Annotated in this window: 15 protein-coding genes and 1 tRNA gene; 8 read left to right on the top strand and 8 right to left on the bottom strand. The window is 55.8% G+C overall.

Features of this window, described 5'->3' with window-relative positions; translation table 11 throughout:
* Nucleotides 1–100: 100 nt before the first annotated feature.
* Together B3075_RS01950 and meaB are read left to right on the top strand one after the other, a co-directional pair.
* Nucleotides 101–1,615, top strand: coding sequence for a beta-N-acetylhexosaminidase (locus tag B3075_RS01950; RefSeq protein ID WP_290492004.1), 1,515 nt, complete (start codon nt 101–103; stop codon nt 1,613–1,615).
* Nucleotides 1,616–1,640: 25 nt separating this feature from the next.
* The gene (meaB, locus tag B3075_RS01945; protein ID WP_233465488.1) at nt 1,641–2,651 is read left to right on the top strand and encodes a methylmalonyl Co-A mutase-associated GTPase MeaB; all 1,011 of its coding nucleotides are present in this window, start codon (nt 1,641–1,643) and stop codon (nt 2,649–2,651) included.
* Here meaB and B3075_RS01940 read toward each other — a convergent pair.
* Entirely contained in the window at nt 2,626–3,102 is a 477-nt protein-coding gene (locus tag B3075_RS01940) for an NUDIX domain-containing protein (protein ID WP_179218532.1), read from the bottom strand. The genes meaB and B3075_RS01940 overlap by 26 nt on opposite strands.
* Nucleotides 3,103–3,437: 335 nt before the next feature.
* Here B3075_RS01940 and B3075_RS01935 point away from each other — a divergent pair, with 335 nt between their 5' ends.
* Both B3075_RS01935 and B3075_RS01930 read left to right on the top strand, forming a co-directional pair.
* Nucleotides 3,438–5,078: an alkyl sulfatase C-terminal domain-containing protein gene (locus tag B3075_RS01935; protein WP_290488971.1), complete on the top strand. Its 1,641-nt coding sequence runs from the start codon at nt 3,438–3,440 to the stop codon at nt 5,076–5,078.
* Nucleotides 5,079–5,286: 208 nt separating this feature from the next.
* Nucleotides 5,287–5,808, top strand: a complete 522-nt coding sequence (locus tag B3075_RS01930) for a hypothetical protein (RefSeq protein WP_143245703.1) — start codon at nt 5,287–5,289, stop codon at nt 5,806–5,808.
* A gap of 89 nt (nt 5,809–5,897) precedes the next feature.
* On the opposite strand, the gene ruvC is transcribed toward B3075_RS01930, so the two are convergent.
* The 5 genes from ruvC to B3075_RS01905 all read right to left on the bottom strand — a co-directional run bounded on the left by ruvC (nt 5,898) and on the right by B3075_RS01905 (nt 9,792).
* Entirely contained in the window at nt 5,898–6,401 is a 504-nt protein-coding gene (gene ruvC / locus B3075_RS01925) for a crossover junction endodeoxyribonuclease RuvC (protein ID WP_022197316.1), read from the bottom strand.
* 47 nt (nt 6,402–6,448) lie between these two features.
* A complete protein-coding gene (locus tag B3075_RS01920; protein WP_290492003.1) occupies nt 6,449–7,651 on the bottom strand; it encodes a DEAD/DEAH box helicase in 1,203 nt (400 codons plus the stop codon).
* Nucleotides 7,652–7,712: 61 nt separating this feature from the next.
* On the bottom strand, nt 7,713–8,342 hold the full coding sequence (locus B3075_RS01915; RefSeq protein WP_179218534.1) for an MBL fold metallo-hydrolase: 630 nt from the start codon (nt 8,340–8,342) through the stop codon (nt 7,713–7,715).
* A 91-nt stretch (nt 8,343–8,433) separates the two neighbouring features.
* A complete protein-coding gene (pyrC, locus tag B3075_RS01910) occupies nt 8,434–9,435 on the bottom strand; it encodes a dihydroorotase (protein WP_290488969.1) in 1,002 nt (333 codons plus the stop codon).
* A gap of 279 nt (nt 9,436–9,714) precedes the next feature.
* Nucleotides 9,715–9,792, bottom strand: a tRNA-Asp gene (locus B3075_RS01905).
* A gap of 235 nt (nt 9,793–10,027) precedes the next feature.
* Here B3075_RS01905 and B3075_RS01900 point away from each other — a divergent pair.
* The 3 genes from B3075_RS01900 to B3075_RS01890 are packed head-to-tail and all read left to right on the top strand — an operon-like array spanning nt 10,028 to nt 14,756.
* Nucleotides 10,028–10,498: a MarR family winged helix-turn-helix transcriptional regulator gene (locus B3075_RS01900; protein WP_094137149.1), complete on the top strand. Its 471-nt coding sequence runs from the start codon at nt 10,028–10,030 to the stop codon at nt 10,496–10,498.
* A gap of 6 nt (nt 10,499–10,504) precedes the next feature.
* Nucleotides 10,505–11,641: an efflux RND transporter periplasmic adaptor subunit gene (locus B3075_RS01895; protein WP_290488771.1), complete on the top strand. Its 1,137-nt coding sequence runs from the start codon at nt 10,505–10,507 to the stop codon at nt 11,639–11,641.
* A 7-nt stretch (nt 11,642–11,648) separates the two neighbouring features.
* Entirely contained in the window at nt 11,649–14,756 is a 3,108-nt protein-coding gene (locus B3075_RS01890) for an efflux RND transporter permease subunit (RefSeq protein ID WP_094137151.1), read from the top strand.
* A gap of 98 nt (nt 14,757–14,854) precedes the next feature.
* Here the strand turns inward: B3075_RS01890 and B3075_RS01885 are convergent, their stop codons facing one another.
* A complete protein-coding gene (locus B3075_RS01885; protein ID WP_290488774.1) occupies nt 14,855–15,334 on the bottom strand; it encodes a dihydrofolate reductase in 480 nt (159 codons plus the stop codon).
* A 22-nt stretch (nt 15,335–15,356) separates the two neighbouring features.
* A complete protein-coding gene (locus tag B3075_RS01880) occupies nt 15,357–16,172 on the bottom strand; it encodes a thymidylate synthase (protein ID WP_094137153.1) in 816 nt (271 codons plus the stop codon).
* A 128-nt stretch (nt 16,173–16,300) separates the two neighbouring features.
* Here B3075_RS01880 and cls point away from each other — a divergent pair, with 128 nt between their 5' ends.
* Entirely contained in the window at nt 16,301–17,755 is a 1,455-nt protein-coding gene (gene cls / locus B3075_RS01875) for a cardiolipin synthase (protein WP_290488777.1), read from the top strand.
* Nucleotides 17,756–17,855 lie beyond the last annotated feature (100 nt).

Here is a 17,855-nt window from a genome sequence, read left to right as displayed (position 1 = left end):
TCAATTATGATATGGAGCGCACCAGGGAGAATGAACCCGCCTTCCCGTGGAAAAACAAAAAGTAATTCCCGCCGTTTTTCCTTATCACGCCTCCTTCACCATGATAGAGTCTTTTCCGAAACAACTTACCGTGATGTTCAAACTGCCCTCCATCCTGGCCTGCGCCATTTTTTCCGCACACACGGCATGTGCCGCCGCAGCGGAAAAATACAGCGTTATCCCGGAGCCGGGAAAAACGAAGCTGCAGCAAAACAGTACCAGAACCCTGAAACTTCTTTCCGACCGGGAAACCCCGTCCCTGGGAACGGACGCCTACCGGCTCTCAGTCACTCCTCAGGGGGCGCACATCGCTTCCGGAGGAAGGGAGGGCAGAATTTACGGGCTGGCAACCCTCCGCCAGCTCCGGGACCAGTTGGCGGAGCAGCCGGAGGGCATCCCCTGCGGCGTCATTACGGACGAGCCGCGCTACCCCTGGCGCGGCCTCATGGTGGACCCCGCGCGGCATTTCATCCCCGTCAAGGACCTGGAAAAATTCGTGGACCTTATGGCCTACTACAAATTCAACAAGCTCCAGATCCACTTGACGGACGACCAGGGGTGGCGTCTTCCGGTGCCCGGCTACCCCAAACTCAAAAGCATCTCTTCCAAACGGAAAGAAAGCATGCGCAACGGAACTCCTCATGAGGGGATGTACACCAAACAGGAACTGAAGGAGCTGGTGGCGTACTGCGCGGCGCGCGGCATTGAGGTCATCCCTGAAATAGACGTGCCGGGCCACAATCAGGCCCTGGCGGCAGCCTATCCCGAATTCTTCTGCTTCCCGAACCCGGATACGAAAGTAAAGACCGATGAAGGCGTCACTCTCCACCTCATCTGCCCGCACAAGCCGGAAGTATGGGAATTTTATGCCGCTGTTTTCAAGGAACTCAAAGACATCTTCCCGTCCGGCATCGTCCATCTGGGCGGGGATGAAGCCCCCCTGGAAAAAACCTGGGCCCAATGTCCCCTCAGCATCCGGTACCGGGAGCAAAAAGGCATGAAGGACGTCCATGAGGAATTGAAGGAATTCATCAAAAAAATGTCCTCCATGCTGGCTGTTCACGGCAAGCGCATCCAGCTATGGTATGAAAAGCCGTGGGCCAAAGCCAACATTTACAGCAAAGGAGACGCCGTCTTCACCTGGCGCATGGGCCAGACTCCGTCCACCATCACAGAAACAAAAAAACAGGGACTCTCCCTGATCATTGCTGCCGGAGAACACTGCTACCTGGACTATCCGCAAATTCCAGGGCAAAACAACCGGGGATGGATGCCCACCACCACGCTGGAACAAAGCTATAAGCTGGATCCCGCCTACGGCAAACCGGAAAAAGAAGCGAACCATATCATCGGCGTTCAGGGCACCGTGTGGGGAGAACATCTCCCTGCCCTGGATCACATTCTCTACCGCGCCTATCCGCGCGCCTGCGCCATTGCGGAAGCCGGCTGGTCCCCGATGAACGCGCGTTCCTGGGAGAACTTCCGGCGCAAGCTGGCCGACCACCGTCAATTCATCCTCAAACGCTTCAATTATGATATGGAGCGCACCAAAGAAAACGAACCGCCTTTCAAATAATCCGCATTCTTTTTCCATGAGCAACATGAAATTTGCACGTCCGCACCGCCCCTCCGTAGAAGAACTGGCCCAGGGAGTACTGGCCGGAAACCGCGCCCTGCTGGGAAGGGCCATTACACTGATAGAAAGCAATGCCGTCCGGGATCAGGAATCTTCCCGCGCCCTCATCTCCAGGCTCCTGCCCCATTCGGGCAACGCCGTCCGCATCGGCATCACGGGCGTTCCGGGCGCCGGAAAATCCTCCTTCATTGAAGCCTTCGGCACCTACCTTTGCAAAAAAGGTTTCAAGGTGGCCGTGCTGGCTATTGACCCGTCTTCTTCAGTCTCCCGCGGTTCCATTATGGGAGACAAAACACGCATGGAGGAACTTTCCGGAGAGGAAAACGCCTTCATCCGCCCTTCCCCTTCCGGAGGCTCTTTGGGCGGCGTAGCCCGGAAAACGCGTGAAACCATGATTGCATGCGAAGCCGCGGGCTTTGACATTATTCTCATTGAAACCGTGGGGGTCGGCCAGTCGGAAACTACGGTGCGCTCCATGGTGGACATATTCATGCTCCTGCTCATCACCGGAGCCGGAGACGATCTCCAGGGAATCAAGCGGGGCATTATGGAACTCGCGGATATCCTGGTAGTTACCAAGGATGACGGCGACAACCGCCAACGCGCCGCAGCCCACTGCCAGGAACTGAAAATGGTGCTTCACTACCTGCAAAGCCCCACTCCCGGCTGGACGCCCTCCGTCCTCACCTGTTCCTCCCTGGAGGGACGCGGTCTGGACACCATTGAAGAAACGCTCTTCCGCTTCCGGGACAGCATGAAGGAATCCGGATTCTGGTACAACCGCCGCCGGAGCCAGTCCCTCTCATGGGTGCAGGCCCTGGTGCACGAAGCCCTGCTCACCGCCTTTGAACAGCACCCCGCCGTAGCGTCCCGCATGCCCATTCTGGAAAACATGGTGGCGGGGGACAAGATGGACCCCGTTTCCGCCGCACACGACCTGCTGAGCCACTTCACTTATCCAGCGCCCGGACATTAAAGAAATCTTCAAGCACCCTGGCGTAAACTTCCTTTTTAAACTCCGGCAGCCACTCCAGCTTAAATTCGGCCGGGGTTATCCATTGATAGGCGCAAAACTCCCGATTGTCCAGGTCGGGGGCCGGAGCGTCCGCATGCAGCCGGCACAGGAAATATTCCTGCTCCTGCCCCACAAAAGGCTGCCGCCGCTTTTCACGGACATACTCCAGCACCTCCGGCGGATAATCGTAACGATACCCTTTCCGGGATTCCACAATATCATACTGGGTCGGTAAAAAACCCACTTCCTCTCTAATCTCGCGCCGCACGGCATCCAAAGCCGTTTCCCCCGGGTCAATTCCGCCCTGGGGAAACTGCCAGGCCCCTTTCTGCCCGGAACGCTCGCAAATCAATAATTTCCCGTCCTGCCGGACCATCATCCCCGCAACATTCGGACGATACAATCTTTCCATGCCTTGTTCATTAACATAACCTTTTCCGCATTTCCAGCCATGTTCTTCCATAAGCCTGTTGAAAACGGGCAAAAAATCCTTTTACAGATTTTTTCCCCCTCCTTCCAGGCGGCCCGGACATCATCCACCTTCCATCAGAAAAATAAAGACGGAAAATGTTCCGTTTGCAGCGGGAAAGCCGTCCAATCAGCTAAAAATTTTAGTAATCAGATATTAACATCCTCCCTTTTTTCGAACATTGTTCTTTATTGGCAAGTCTATTGTTTTCACATAGTAAACTCCGGGAAGCAGGCCTCCCTTTTATTTTTCGCGCATTCCATTAATAAAGCTCCGATATGATCATAAAAATAAACTGTTTGGCCACCGCGCTTCTGGCAATGTCCGTATGGGGAGGCGGAGTGTACGGAGCAAACAAAAATGACCTTCACAGCATGCAAGATGCGGAACAAGGCCCCAAAGACAAACCGGATGCGCGGAGCATTTCCCGTTCCAATGCCAGAAGAGCGCTGTTTGAAGTCACGAAAGGAATTTACCAGATTCACGGGAACGGTTTTCCGAACATAACTATTATGGAGGGACAGGAAGGCATCATGATCATTACCCCTTTCGTCCCGGAAGAAATCATGACCGAAAGTCTTGACCTTTACTACCGGAAAGCGGGAAAACGGCTTGTCAAAGCCATCGTCCATACACACCCCCATATCGACCATTTTGCCCATGCCAGAAGAGTGACATCCGGGCAGCACATCAATTCCAAAGGAACGCAGATACCGATACAGGGAAACTCTCCGCAAAAAGCCATCCCGGAAAAGGCTCATGCGGGCAATACCATGAAAAAAGATTCTGCCCGCATGGAGGCCGCTCCTTTTGATAAAACGGTAAAAAGCGCCCTGCATTCCGGCAGGGGCGCCGCTGATTCCGGTAAAATCATCACAGCGTTCCCGCCTGCCGGGACTACCGCCAAGACAGGTGGAACAGTAAGGATAGACGGCATAGAAGTGGAATTCATGACGGTTCCCGGAATGGGAGCCTCTCCTGCCGCACTAATGTATTTTCCCCAATTCAAGGCGCTTTTTTATGGAGAAGACACGGCAAGGGCCATGCATGATATCTGCACTCTGGGAGTATCCAACATAAGGGAAGCAAAAAACCGCTGGAAAGCTCTTGATCAAGCCATTCAGCGTTATGAAGACAAAATAGAAATTTTATTCGCGCAACATCATCGGCCCAGAATGGGAAAAGAAAATATTAAACGGTTCCTGGCCAGGGAATGCCGCAGCTGCAAATACATGCATGACCGGATATTGAATCTGGTCAGCAAAGGGTATTCTCCCGCAGAGATTGCGGAAAAAATCAATCCGATGCCGGAAGACGGCAGAATCAAGATTAGCTCTCCGGAAATCACCGGGCAAAAGGACTATCGTCAAGACGCCGGGGCATTAAGGCACGTTATGTTTGCCAATCTAAAAAGCGGCAACATAAGGAATCTTGCAGGAAATATGTTGAAACAATTCGGTTATCAAACGGAGTCCTTATTCCGAAACAATGAACTTCTCGTCAATGCCGGGGAACCGGGAAGCGGTCTGCTTAAAAATTCCCGCGAACTCGTCTTGACGGACACGTTATCTGCCCTGACTCCTGAACTGCTGTTCGACTACCTGGGCGTCAGCCTGAATAGCGAAAAGACCAAAGGGAAAAAGCTGGCTTTCAACTGGATTGCCCAAAATGGAAAACCATACGGTTTCTGGATTGAAAACGAAGTACTGATGTACCGCGAAGGAAAACCGGTCAAACACCCCGACGCAGTCATTACCGGAGACAAACTCCACTTTGCCCTGGTTGCCACGCGCGCAATGCCCTTAAAGACGGCGCTGGACAAAGGCATGATCAAAATTGAAGGCAATACGGATAAATTCAGGGAACTGCTCGGATGCATGGATAAATTCCATGGGAACTTCCATATCATAGTTCCCTGAGCTCATTACCTCTTGAAGAGTACCGGCATTATTTTTCTCAACATCATTAACCGTATCAGCAAATATTGTTCAAACGGCCATGTCTTCCGGCGCAGGAAAGCAATTGAAACGAGGAATGGCTATTTCTCAAGGGCTAAACATATTCTCTCCCCGCAACATCCAACGATTTTTCTTCCCATAGGGTAAGGGCTAATATTAAATGGAAATCATGAAACGTTTTTTCCTTCCTGTTTTAGCGCTACTTGTTTGTGCAGCCGCACCTCTTTCCGCCCAGGCCAGGAAAGGAGCCGCCACCCCTTCCACGGACGACTACAACCAGAGCCAGTTCTGGATAGGCAATTTTCCGGAGGGGCAGTATGTGGTGCATCTCAGCCGGATTGTAGCGGTGGCGCAGCATAAGTATATTCTGGACAATGCCTGCATGGTGTATGAAGTGACGCTGATTACTCTGGGGAATACGCCCACCAAGTTTTATTATCTGGAAACGCTGGGGCAACATTCCGGCATCAACGCCATCAAGAATGTGACTGACCGGGCGAAGGAACTAGGGGCCGGCGCCGTCAACCGGGCGACGGGAGGAAGCATTGACCCGGATACAACCGTCGCAAAGATTTACCCGAATACGAATACCGTGGAATTCCGTGTAGCTACCCTGGAACAGCTCAATAAAATGTATGCCTCTCTGCTCAAGGCGTGGCAGGACGGGAAAGGGAGGACGTTCAAACCCTGAAGGCCTGAATCAGTGATTAAAGCGTAGCTAAGCACGGTCTGATTCCAATCCGCGGCAAGTACGGATTTTTTAATCATCTTTCCTCACTGCTAAATATATTTCCTCTCCATCATGTGGGCCTTCAGAGGATCCGCAGAATAGAGGTGGGTAAGGCCGATCGCCAGAGCGTCGGCGGCATCGGATTCCGGCGTTTCCCGGAGTTCCAAAAGAGCCCGCACCATAAAGGCGACTTGCGTTTTTTGAGCAGCCCCGCGCCCCACGACGGAGAGTTTCACGCTTTTGGGGGAGTACTCCATGATACGCAGCCCGGCTTCCGCCGCGGCAATGACCACGGCCGCCTTGGCCGCTCCCATCGTGATGGCCGTCTGATGAGACTGGACATAGATGATGCGCTCCACCGCCATTTCATCCGGGTTCCATTTGTCAATAAGGTTGCCCAAATGCTGCTTGATGGCTAGCAGACAGCCGGACTGGGACACGCTCCGGGGAATGGAGAGCGTTCCATAGTCCAGCGCGCGCGCCCGTCGGTAGTCGCCCTCCACCACGGCATAACCCGTGTTGCGGATGGCCGGGTCTATGGCAAGAATGCGCATGGGATGATCTTCATTCCATCAGAGAGAAACATCATGTTTCCCCCTCCTTAGCGCCTGCGGCGCTTGGGGCCCGCGGGTTTGGGCTTGCGGACGGATTTGACGGGCTTGTCTTCCAACAGGGCGGTGTACGTGTAATTGAACCCGTCCAGTTTTTTGCGCTCAATGGGTTTCCCGATGAAATTTTCCACAGCCGCGGCAAAGTCCAGTTCATCCGCCGTCATGATCGTGAACGCATCCCCTGAAGCTTCCGCGCGGCCGGTACGGCCGATGCGGTGCACATAGTCTTCCGCATTTTCCGGAACGCGGTAGTTGATGACGTGGGTCACGCCGCTGATGTCAATGCCGCGAGCCGCCACATCCGTAGCCACCAGAATATCGTATTTTCCGCTCTTGAATCCCTTAAGCGCCTCCATGCGCTCTTTCTGGGGAATGTCGGAGTGCATGACGGCCACTTCCCCGCGGTAACCATGATGCTTGAGCATGCCGCATACCGCGTCCGCCTCCTTGCGGGTGCGGGTAAAGATCATGACGGAACGGAAATCCGTTCCCTTGAGCAGGGCCAGCAGCAGCTCATCCCGCTGATCCAGAGCCACCGGATAAAAGGCGTGGCTGATGGTGGCGGCCACTTCACGCCGGGCGATGGTGACTTCCGCGGGGTCCGTCAGGCACCATTTGGCAAATCCCGCGATGACCGGAGGCATGGTAGCGGAGAAGAAGAGGGTTTGCCTTCCTTCCCACGGGCAGAGGTTGACGATTTTACGGACAATGGGCAGGAACCCCATGTCCAGCATTCGGTCCACTTCATCCAGAACCAGGGCCTTGACTTCACCGAAGCGCATGGTGCAGCGGTAGAAGTGGTCTACCAGACGGCCGGGGGTGGCCACGACGATGTCCGCTCCTTTTTTCAGGTCTTCCGTCTGCTTTCCGTATCCCACTCCGCCGTACAGCAACGCTACTTTCAATCCGGTGAATTCACCGTATTCGGCAAAGGCTTCCGCTACCTGGTCGGCCAGTTCACGGGTGGGTTCCAGCACCAGTATCTGAGGTTTGCCGATGGGTTGAAGCTTCGTCAGCAGAGGGAGGGCAAAAGCGGCGGTTTTCCCCGTTCCCGTCTGGGAGGCCCCAATGAGGTCCCTGCCTTCCAGAATGATGGGAATGGCCTGCTCCTGAATGGGGGTGGGATGTTCATAACCGCATTTCTCCACCGCCTTCAAGACGGGTTCCGATAAACCTAATTCTGAAAATAACATTGATCTTGTATGCTTGCTAAAGAGTAGAACACGATTCCGCACAGAGGCGCAGGAACCGCGGTCAGGAGATGAACGGATTGGTCAGCAGTTCGTTCTTTACGGTGGTATAAGGCCCGTGTCCCGGGAAAATCATAGTCGTGGCGGGCTGGTTGAGCACTTTCTTTTCAATGCCCTGTTTCAGCAGGCGCAGGTTTCCTCCCGGAAGGTCCGTCCGCCCGATGGAGCCGGCAAAAATGACGTCACCAGTGAACATGATTCCTTCATCCGGCAAATCGTAAACAATGCTGTCCGGAGAATGGCCGGGCACCTGGTGGAGATGCCACAACAGGCCGCCCCAGTTCGCCGTGTGAATGTCCGGAGTGAGTACTTCATCCACCACAAACGGCTGGACGTTGAGGGGAAGCCCCCAGGCGTCGCGGGCCATTTTTTCCAGCGTCAGGCTTTCATTGTAGGGCTGCCCGGCATGAATGCGGCAGTCGAAAATCTGGCGCATGCGGCAGGCGTCCTCCACATGGTCAAAATGCTGGTGGGTAATGAGAAGGTCCGTGATGATGATATCGGGCTTTTTGGAATAGATCCAGTCCGCGAAACCGGACGGAGCATCCACAGCCACGTAAGTGTTATCCCTCGTTTTGAAGAGGTAACCATTACAGGAAGCCACTCCACCCGTATAAACGCGAATCCGATCCATGGACAGGGATTGTAGTGAGATCGCCCGGAATATCCAGTATAAAGACGATTCCCTTAAATCGCTTTCTGTCATCTTCCCCTGGAAAAGCCCCTCACATCAGTCTCCAGGGAATGGTGCGTCCGGCATCCATCGGCACCACTTTCTGTCCATGCCCTTCGTAAACGTCCGGCACCGGCATTTCACGCCGCTGCAAACGGACCGTCCTGGCAGGCGGGTTCAGACCGTACAGAGCGCAGGCATGGCCGGAAACAAAGCCCTGCAGCCGGTCCAGGGCTCCGTGTTCGTCAAACAGGGCCGCCAGACGCGGAAGGGCGATGGGGGCCGTGAATACGCCGGCGGCGCATCCGCACGCTTCCTTGGCATGGATGGGATGAGGGGCGGAGTCGCTGCCGAACATGAGGCGGGGATGCCCGGAAAGGGCAGCCTGCAGCAGGGCTTCCCGGTCTTCCGGCCTTTTGGCGATCGGCTTGCAGAACAGATGCGGCCTCAGCATGCCTCCGGCCACATCGTCCAAAGTAATCAGAAGGTGCTGGAGGGTTACCGTGGCGGCCAGGTTTTCAAATTCATCCAGCAACCGCACGGCGGCGGCCGTGGTAATGTGTTCCATGCAGATAGTCAGCCGGGGGAAGCGCGTGGCCAAATCACGGTAAACATTCAGGAATTCGGCCTCCCGGTCCATCACGAAGCCGTGGCTTTCTCCATGCACCAGCAGGGGAATATCCATTTCCTGCATGATGGACAGGGTGGCTTCCGCATCCTTCATGGCTTTCACGCCGCCTTCGCTGTTCGTCGTAGCCCCTGCCGGGTACAGCTTGATGCCGAACACCAGTTCCTTGAGCCGGGACAATTCCTTCTCGGAATAGGAACGGAAAAATGCCGTCATGTACGGCTGGAACACATCGCCTCCGCAAGCGTCCAGCACCCGCTGCCGGTAAGCCTGCACCGCATCCGCATCAGCCACCGGAGGCACCAGGTTGGGCATGATGACCGCTCCGGCAAAGGAGGCGGAACTTAACGGGGCGACCAGCTTCAGCATATCGCCGTCCCTCAGGTGAAGATGCATGTCCAGCGGGGAGTGCAGTTCCAGAATCATGCCGATATCATGAGGGAAAATTGCGCCTAAATCAAGCACGCTCCCCCGCCCCGCAGGAAAGCAATTCTCCAACGGGGGGAGAAAAACGGGCATTTCCCCGCAAACCGGAAGGGACGCGGTACGCTTCGCGCTGTTGAGATGAAGTCAAATTCCGCTCCATGCCTCAGAATCCGGGGGCCATCCCGGACGATTTTCCTGAAACGGCAAGCGGAATACGGGAACAGCAACAATCCGGGCACAAAAAAGCCGCCCGGAGGCGGCTGTTTCTTCTGAACAAGGTGGCGAAGCGGACGGGGCTCGAACCCGCGACCTCCAGCGTGACAGGCTGGCGCTCTAACCGAACTGAGCTACCGCTCCATAACCTTGGATGTCGTCCCTGCTTGGCGGCGGGGACGTGGAGGCTTATACACGCCTTCATACCCCGGTGACAAGAAAAAAAGACTTTTTTTGCAACTTCTGCAACCGCCGGCGGTTTGTACGGTGAAGAAACCGTAACTTTTCAATTTCCTGATTTATTTCAATACAACAACAAATTCTCAACCTTATTTGTTTTAGTTTGACAACAATTAACCGGTTTTGACATAACACCCCCATGCTTCAGACTGCCGCGGATATCACTGCCTCCGTTCACCAATTTGAGACGATTCTTTATCAATTCAAAAGAGATAACCTGAATGAGGTGGACCAGAACCATTACCAGAAAATCATGGGGCTTTCCGTCCGGCAGATGAACGCCCTGGGCGCCCTGAACCGCCTGATGACCAACCGCCAGGAAGGCATTCCCCTGAAAACGCTCGCCCATTATCTCCGCATGAGCATTCCCTCCACCTCCCTGCTGGTGGACAGCATGGTGAAGAAAGGTCTGTTCGACCGCAAGGAGAATCCCCGCGACAGGCGTTCCCTGTGCATCCGCCTTTCCGAGGAAGGCGAATCCAGGTTCCAGATGCTTTTCAACGGCATGAAGGAAAAACTGGACACCCTGTTCAGCATTCTGTCGCAAGAGGACAAGGAAAATTTCTGCCGCATTGTGGATACCCTCTACAACCACGTTTACAATAAATAATACCACATGAAAAAACACACGCATCATCGGAAGGCGCCCCTCCGCCTGCTGGCCGGCTCCGGCCTGCTTTTTTCTCTGTTTGTTCCGGGTTATTCCCAGGGAGCGCCGGGAAGGGCTGCGGCCAAGCCCAGCACCGTACTCGTCCAGAAAGCCGCCGCTATTGACAGCGCGGTGAACAAAAAGTACATCGGCCAGGTGGAAGCCATTGACCGGGTGGCTGTGCAGCCCCGCGTCTCCGGCAACATCGTAGCCACCCGCTTCCAGGAAGGAAAGGTCGTGAAGAAGGGGGATCTCCTGTTTGAGATTGAGGACACGCGTTACAGGGCGGCTGTGGAGGAAGCGGTAGCCAAAAAGGCCCAGCTTGAAGCCAAACTTCTTTACGCCAAGAATAGTTTTGAACGCTACAACAGGCTGTTGGCCTCCAAATCCGTCTCCATGGACACGGTGGAAAACGCCAAGAGCACCATGCATGCCCTGGAAGCGGAAATCCAGTCCGCAAACGCCGCCATTACGGTAGCGAAGGATAATCTTAATTACACCAGGCTCACAGCCCCCATCACGGGCCGCACGGGCCGCGTCACTTTTTCCACGGGCAATTACATCACCCCCACCTCCGGTTCCCTGGTGACCATTACGGGCATTGATGAGGTATATGTGAAGTTCCCCATCAGCGAACGCGACTTCCTTTCCCTGTTCGGCACCCAGGAACAGATGAAGAAAGACGCCCTGGTGTCCGTCAACCTCGCCAACGGCAAGGCATACGACCAGCCGGGCAGAATTTTCATGACGGACAATACCGTCCAGACGACCACGGACACCCTGAATGTCTGGGCCAAATTCCCCAATCCGGAAGATGAGCTGACGCCCGGCGGCGTAGTCACGGTTAATCTTTCCAAGAAAAACGTGGACCGCTTCCCGGCGGCCAACATCTCCTCCGTGATGCATGATGCGTACAAGAGCTACGTTTACATCGTCAATGACCAGGGCGTCGTGGAACGCCGGGACGTTACGCTGGGCAACACGGTCAATAACGAACAGTGTTTCAGTTCCGGCGTCAAGGAAGGGGAAGTCGTCATCATCGACGGCATGCACAAGGTGCGTCCCGGCGCCAAAGTGAATCCGGTCTATTCCGTCCAAAACTGAGCTACCCATGATTGCGGACCTGTTTATCAAACGCCCCAAATTCGCCATCGTCATCGCCATCCTGATGATGCTGGCGGGCGGCATCTGCCTGAACCAGCTCCCCATTGCGGAGTATCCGGAAATCGCCCCCACCAGCATCAATGTGCAGGCCACCTATACGGGCGCCAGCGCCCAGGTGGTGATGGAGACGCTGGCCTCCCCCATTGAGGAAGAACTCAACGGGCTGGAAAACCTGCTCTATTTCTCCTCCAAGTCGGATAACACCGGCGGCTATTCCCTGTCCCTGACGTTCAAGAGCGGCACGGATTCGGACATCAACATGGTGAACGTTCAGAACGCCTTGAAACGGGTGGAATACAAACTTCCCAGGGAGGTGACGGACCAGGGCATCAAGATCAAGAAACGCTCCTCCGACATCCTGGGATTCTTCGCCTTCCGGTCCACCAGCATGAGTTCCCTGGAGCTGAACAACTTCGTCAAGACCAGGGTGAAGGATGAGGTCGCCCGCGTACCGGGCATCTCCGCCGTCAACCTGATGCCGGAAAAAAATTACAGCATGCGCATCTGGCTGGACGCCCTGCGTATGTCCGCCCTGAATATCACGCCGGAGGACGTTTCCAACGCCATCAAGGCGCAGAACGTCCAGGCCGCGGCCGGCTCCATCGGCTCGGAAGGGGAAAACAACTTCATCCAATACAAGGTGAACGTCACCGGACGGCTGCAAACCGTGGAGGAATTCAGCAAGATCATCGTCCGCACGGGCCAGGACGGCCACGTTACCCGGCTGGATGACATTGCCCGCATTGAGCTGGGCGCGGAAACCTACACGGGCAGCAGCCGCAACAACGGGGAAGACTCCGTGAACATGGCCGTGTACCGCCTGGACGACGCCAACGCCCTGGAAGCCATGAACGGCGTGAAAAACACGCTGGAGGAACTGGCAAAACGTTTTCCGGAAGGCGTGAGCTACGTCGTGAGCTACGACCCCACGCAATACATTTCCGCCACCATGGCGGAAATCGTGGAAACTCTTGTCATCGCCCTGATTCTGGTGGTGGGCATCACGTACCTGTTCCTGCAGAACTGGCGCGCCACGCTCATTCCGGCGCTCGCCATTCCCGTCTCCCTGATAGGCACCTTCGCCATCCTGCTGCCCCTGGGCTTTTCCATCAATGTGCTGACCATGTTCGGCCTTATTCTGGTAATCGGCTCCCTGGTGGACGACGGCATCATCGTAGTAGAGAATACGATGCGCATTCTGGAGACGGAGAATCTCTCTCCGGAAGAAGCCACCAGGAAGAGCATGCACCAGATTACAGGCGCCATCATCGCCACCACGCTGGTAACGGTAGCCATTTACGTGCCCATCGCCTTCTTCGGAGGAATGGTGGGGAACATTTATATGCAATTCTCCGTAACCATGTGCGTGGCCCTCTGCCTTTCCGCCGTCAATTCCCTGACGCTCAGCCCCGCCCTGTGCGTGCTGCTGCTGAAAAGGAAGCAAAGGAAACAGAGCAGGTTCAGCCTCTTCCGCCCCTTCAACGTCTCTCTGGAATGGGCGCGCAAAAGCTATATCAAATGCGCCGGCATCATGGTGCGCCGCGCGTGGCTGACGCTGATTCTGCTGGCCGCCGTCCTGGCCGGCAACTGGAAACTGTTTGAGACCGTTCCCAAGTCCTTCCTTCCCCCGGAAGACAAGGGCACCGTTTTCTGCGATATCCAGCTGGCCCCGGGCGCCACGCTGGGCCGGACGGAACAGGCCATGCGCAGTGCGGAACAGAAGCTGATGAGCATCCCAGGCGTGCGCCAGGTCTCCTCCACCTCCGGATTCAGCTTCATGGGCGGCAACGGGGAAAACCTGGGCATGTGCATCGCCCAGCTTGATCCCTGGGACAAGCGCAAGACGCCGGAGCTCTCCCTGGATTCCATCATGCAGAAAGCTTCCACCCTGTGTGATGAAATTCCGGCGGCCAAGGCCACCGTGTTCAGCCCGCCCGCCATCATGGGGCTGGGCCTGACGGGCGGCGTCTCCTTCATGCTCCAGGCCAGCGGGGAGGAAACGCCCAAGGACCTGGAACGCGTGACGAACGACCTTCTGGACAAAATCAACAAACTGCCGGGAACCATGTATGCCCGCAGCGCGTATGAGGCGAACACCCCCCAGCTTTTCCTGAACATCGACCGTGAAAAGGCGCAGAGCATGCACGTGCCCGTCAGCCGCATCTTCACGACGCTTCAAAGCAAGCTGGCCTCCATGTACATCAATGATTTCAACCTGATCGGCTACACGTTCAAGGTGAAGATGCAGTCTGCGGCAGAAAACCGCACCACCATCAATGACATCATGAACACCTACATTCAGAACGATCAGGGCCAGATGGTTCCGCTCAGCTCCGTAGCCACCCTGTCCTACATGGTAGGGCCGCGGCAGATATCCCGCTTCAACCAGCTCATGTCCGCGGAAGTGACCGCCCAGGCAAAACCCGGCGTCAGCAGCGGCGAGCTGATGAACCAGATTGAGGCTATTCCGCTGCCGGAAAACTACTCCATCACCTGGACGGACATGAGCTATCAGGAACGGCAGAACGACGGAAAAATCGTCCTGCTGATGGGGATGGCCCTGCTCTTCGGCTACCTGTTCCTGGTGGCGCAATATGAAAGCTGGACGGTCCCCATTTCCGTCATTGTTTCCGTCTCCGTGGCCCTGCTGGGCGCTTTGCTCGGCCTGATTATCTGCAACACGCCTCTGAGCATTTACGCTCAGCTCGGTCTGGTGATGCTGGTAGGCCTGGCCGGGAAAAACGCCATTCTGATGGTGGAATTCTCCAAGATGGAGCGGGAGCGCGGCGTTCCTATCCAGGAAGCCGCCCTGGAAGGGGCCCGGCAGCGCTTCCGCGCCGTGATGATGACGGCCATATCCTTCATCATCGGGGTATTCCCCATGGTCATCGCCTCCGGAGCGGGCGCGGCAAGCCGCAAAGCCATTGGCATCTCTACCTTCTACGGCATGATCCTCGCTACTTTGGTGGGCATCCTGTTCATTCCGGCCCTGTACGCCATGTTCCAGCGTTACCGCGAATGGGTGAAAGGTCTGTTTGCCGGAAAAGCGGAATAGATGTAAAGAAAAACTGCTCCATGCCAGACGGGGCGGCCCTGCCGCTCCGTCTTTTTTATGCCTTCAGCGCCTGACCGCAGAGTTACGGACAAGAGCGGCTATTTGACCTGCTCGTACAAATACAGGTCAAAATTTTCAAACCGTTCCTTCAGGACGGCATGCGCCAGCCGGTCCTCAAACGGAGGAAGAAAAGTGTCCGCCGGATATTCCCCCTTTACTTTGGAAACCCACATGCGGGACATGGCCGGCATCATCAGGGAAAAAATCTCCGCCCCCCCAATAACCATGATTTCCGGGTCCATCAATTCCAGACGTTCCAACTCCCCTGCGGAATGAATCACCTGAACGCCTTCCGCCGTCCACGCCGGATCGCGGGTCAGCACGATATTCTGCCTGCCGGGAAGGGGCCTGCCTATGCTCTCATACGTTTTCCGGCCCATCAGCACGGGGTGCCCCGTCGTAATGCGCTTGAACGTTTTGAGGTCGTCCGGCAGATGCCAGGGGAGCGCTCCCCGGTAACCAATGCCGCGGTCGGGAGCCATGGCGACCACTCCTGTATAAGTAACGGGCTGTGACATGATGGGTTAAGGGATGAATGCGCTAAACGGAGATGGGAGCCTTGATGTGCGGCAGGGGATCATACCCCACGAGCTCAAAGTCTTCATAATGGAACCCGTCAATGGTGTTCACCTCCGGGTTGAGCTTCATGACCGGCAGAGGACGGGGCGTGCGGGAAAGCTGTTCCCTCGCCTGGTCCAGATGGTTCCGGTACAGGTGCAGATCCCCGAACGTATGGATGAATTCCCGGGCTTCATACCCGCATACCTGGGCGGTCATAAGCAGCAGCAGCGCATAGGAAGCTATATTGAAGGGAACCCCCAGAAAAAGATCCGCGCTGCGCTGGTAAAGCTGGAGGGAAAGGCCGTGTTTTTCTTCTCCCGGCTGGGCGGGAATCACGCAAAACTGGAACAGGGAATGGCACGGAGGGAGGGCCATATCGTCCACCAGGGCCACATTCCACGCGCTGACGATGTGCCTCCGGGACCAGGGATTATGTTTCAGGCCGTCAATCAGTCTGGCAATCTGGTCAATGGGTTTTCCGTCGTTTCCCGGCCAGCAGCGCCACTGCGCTCCGTACACGGGCCCCAGATCCCCGTTTTCGTCGGCCCATTCATCCCAGATGCTGACGCCGTTGTCTTTCAAAAACCTGATATTGGTATCCCCTTTCAGGAACCAGAGCAGTTCATAAATGATGGAGCGCAAATGAAGCTTCTTGGTCGTCAGGCACGGAAAACCGTCGCGCAGGTCATACCTGCTCTGCCGTCCGAACACGCCGATGGTGCCCGTTCCGGTACGGTCCTCCCGCCCCGCCCCATTAGTCAGAACATCCTCCAAAAGTGCCAAATACTGCTTCATTCCCTTAAATTACGCTTTTCTAATCCCTGAACCCGTGATAATACGAGCATGCGCCACCTTAGTATCATCTCCTGCTTCAAAAGCCAGCCTTTTCACTTCTCCCCGCATCTTTTCCGGTTTTCCGTTCCATGATCATTCCTGAAGAGCCATATTTGGGATTTGCCGCCTTTTGCCACATTGCAGGCGCCTTCTGCCTGATTCCGGCCCTGCTCCACACGCGCACGCCTCAGGGAACAATCGCGTGGCTCATTTCCCTGCTGGCGTTTCCATATATTGCCGTCCCCTTTTACCTGATCCTGGGACGCCGGAGATTCAGCGGATATGTGGAAACGCGCCGCCGTCAGACGGACCCCGAATCCGCATGGGGGGAACTGACGGATAAAATCACAGACTGCATGGTTCCGTATGCCATACAGTCATCCGACACGGCGGGAAAAATCATGCGCACGCTTTCCAACATCGTGCGGCTGCCCGTCTGCCGCGGCAATTCCTGCCGCCTGCTTATTGACGCGGCCAATGCTTTCCCGCGCATTTACGACGCCATCAAGAACGCAGAGCATTACATCCTGATTGAATTCTTCATCATCAAAAACGATTCCGTGGGGCAGAACCTGAAGGACCTGCTGATTGAACGGGCCAGGGCCGGCATCCGCATCTACATGCTGTATGATGAAATCGGCTCCCACAAGCTCCCGCCCGGTTACATTTCCGCCCTGCGGAAGGCAGGAGTGAACATTGAGCCTTTCAACGGGAAACGCCATTTCCTGAGCAACATCCTGCGGCTGAACTTCCGCAACCACCGGAAACTGGTGGTGGTGGACGGCTCCACCGCCTTTATCGGAGGCATGAATATAGGAAGGGAATACCTGGGCAAAGGCGCTCTGGGCTACTGGCGCGACACGTTTGTTCAGCTTGAGGGGCCTTCCGTCCAGCAAACGCAAATCAGCTTTCTGGAGGACTGGAACTGGGCCATGCTGAAATGCGGCCCCTCTTCCCTTCCCCGCCTCCGCTGGGAAATCACGCCCCAGCCGGAGAATGAAACCCTGCTCATCCTGCCCTCCGGTCCCGCAGACGTCATTCCCGCCTGGAAAACCGCGCTCATCGCCCTGGCGAACAGCGCCACCCGCCGGCTCTGGATCGCCACGCCCTACTTCGTCCCGGACGAGGGGGTCATGGCCGCCCTGCAGGCGGCGGCCCTGCGGAATGTGGACGTGCGCATCCTGCGCCCGGAGCGGGCGGACCATATTCTGGTGAAACTGTCCTCCTTTACTTTCCTTCGGGACCTGGACACATACGGCATCCAGCTCTGGGCCTATCAAAAGGGGTTCCTGCACCAGAAAGTGGTTCTGATGGACGATGACATAGCCACCGTGGGAACCGCCAATCTGGACAACCGTTCCCTGGCCCTGAACTTTGAAATCACCGCCGTTATCCATTCCCCCTCCGTCTGCGCGGAGGTGAAAGCCATGCTGGAGCGGGATTTTTCCTCATCCAAAAGGGAATCCCTGGCGGATTACAACAACAAATCCCTGGGCTTCAAAATGCTCTGCAACCTGGCGCGCCTGACGGCCCCCGTCCAGTAGTTCTTCCGGGGAATCCGCTCTTGTATGCTTGACCTGCAAGGGAGGCTGTGAGAAAATCATTCTCCAGAAGCCACCTCTTCAATTTTTAACAACAGTTAAC

This window comes from Akkermansia sp. UBA7090 (assembly GCF_002493465.1).
Lineage (GTDB): Bacteria > Verrucomicrobiota > Verrucomicrobiia > Verrucomicrobiales > Akkermansiaceae > Akkermansia > Akkermansia muciniphila_A.
Note: the sequence above shows the minus strand (reverse complement) of the source record. Positions and strands in the feature narration are given on the sequence as shown.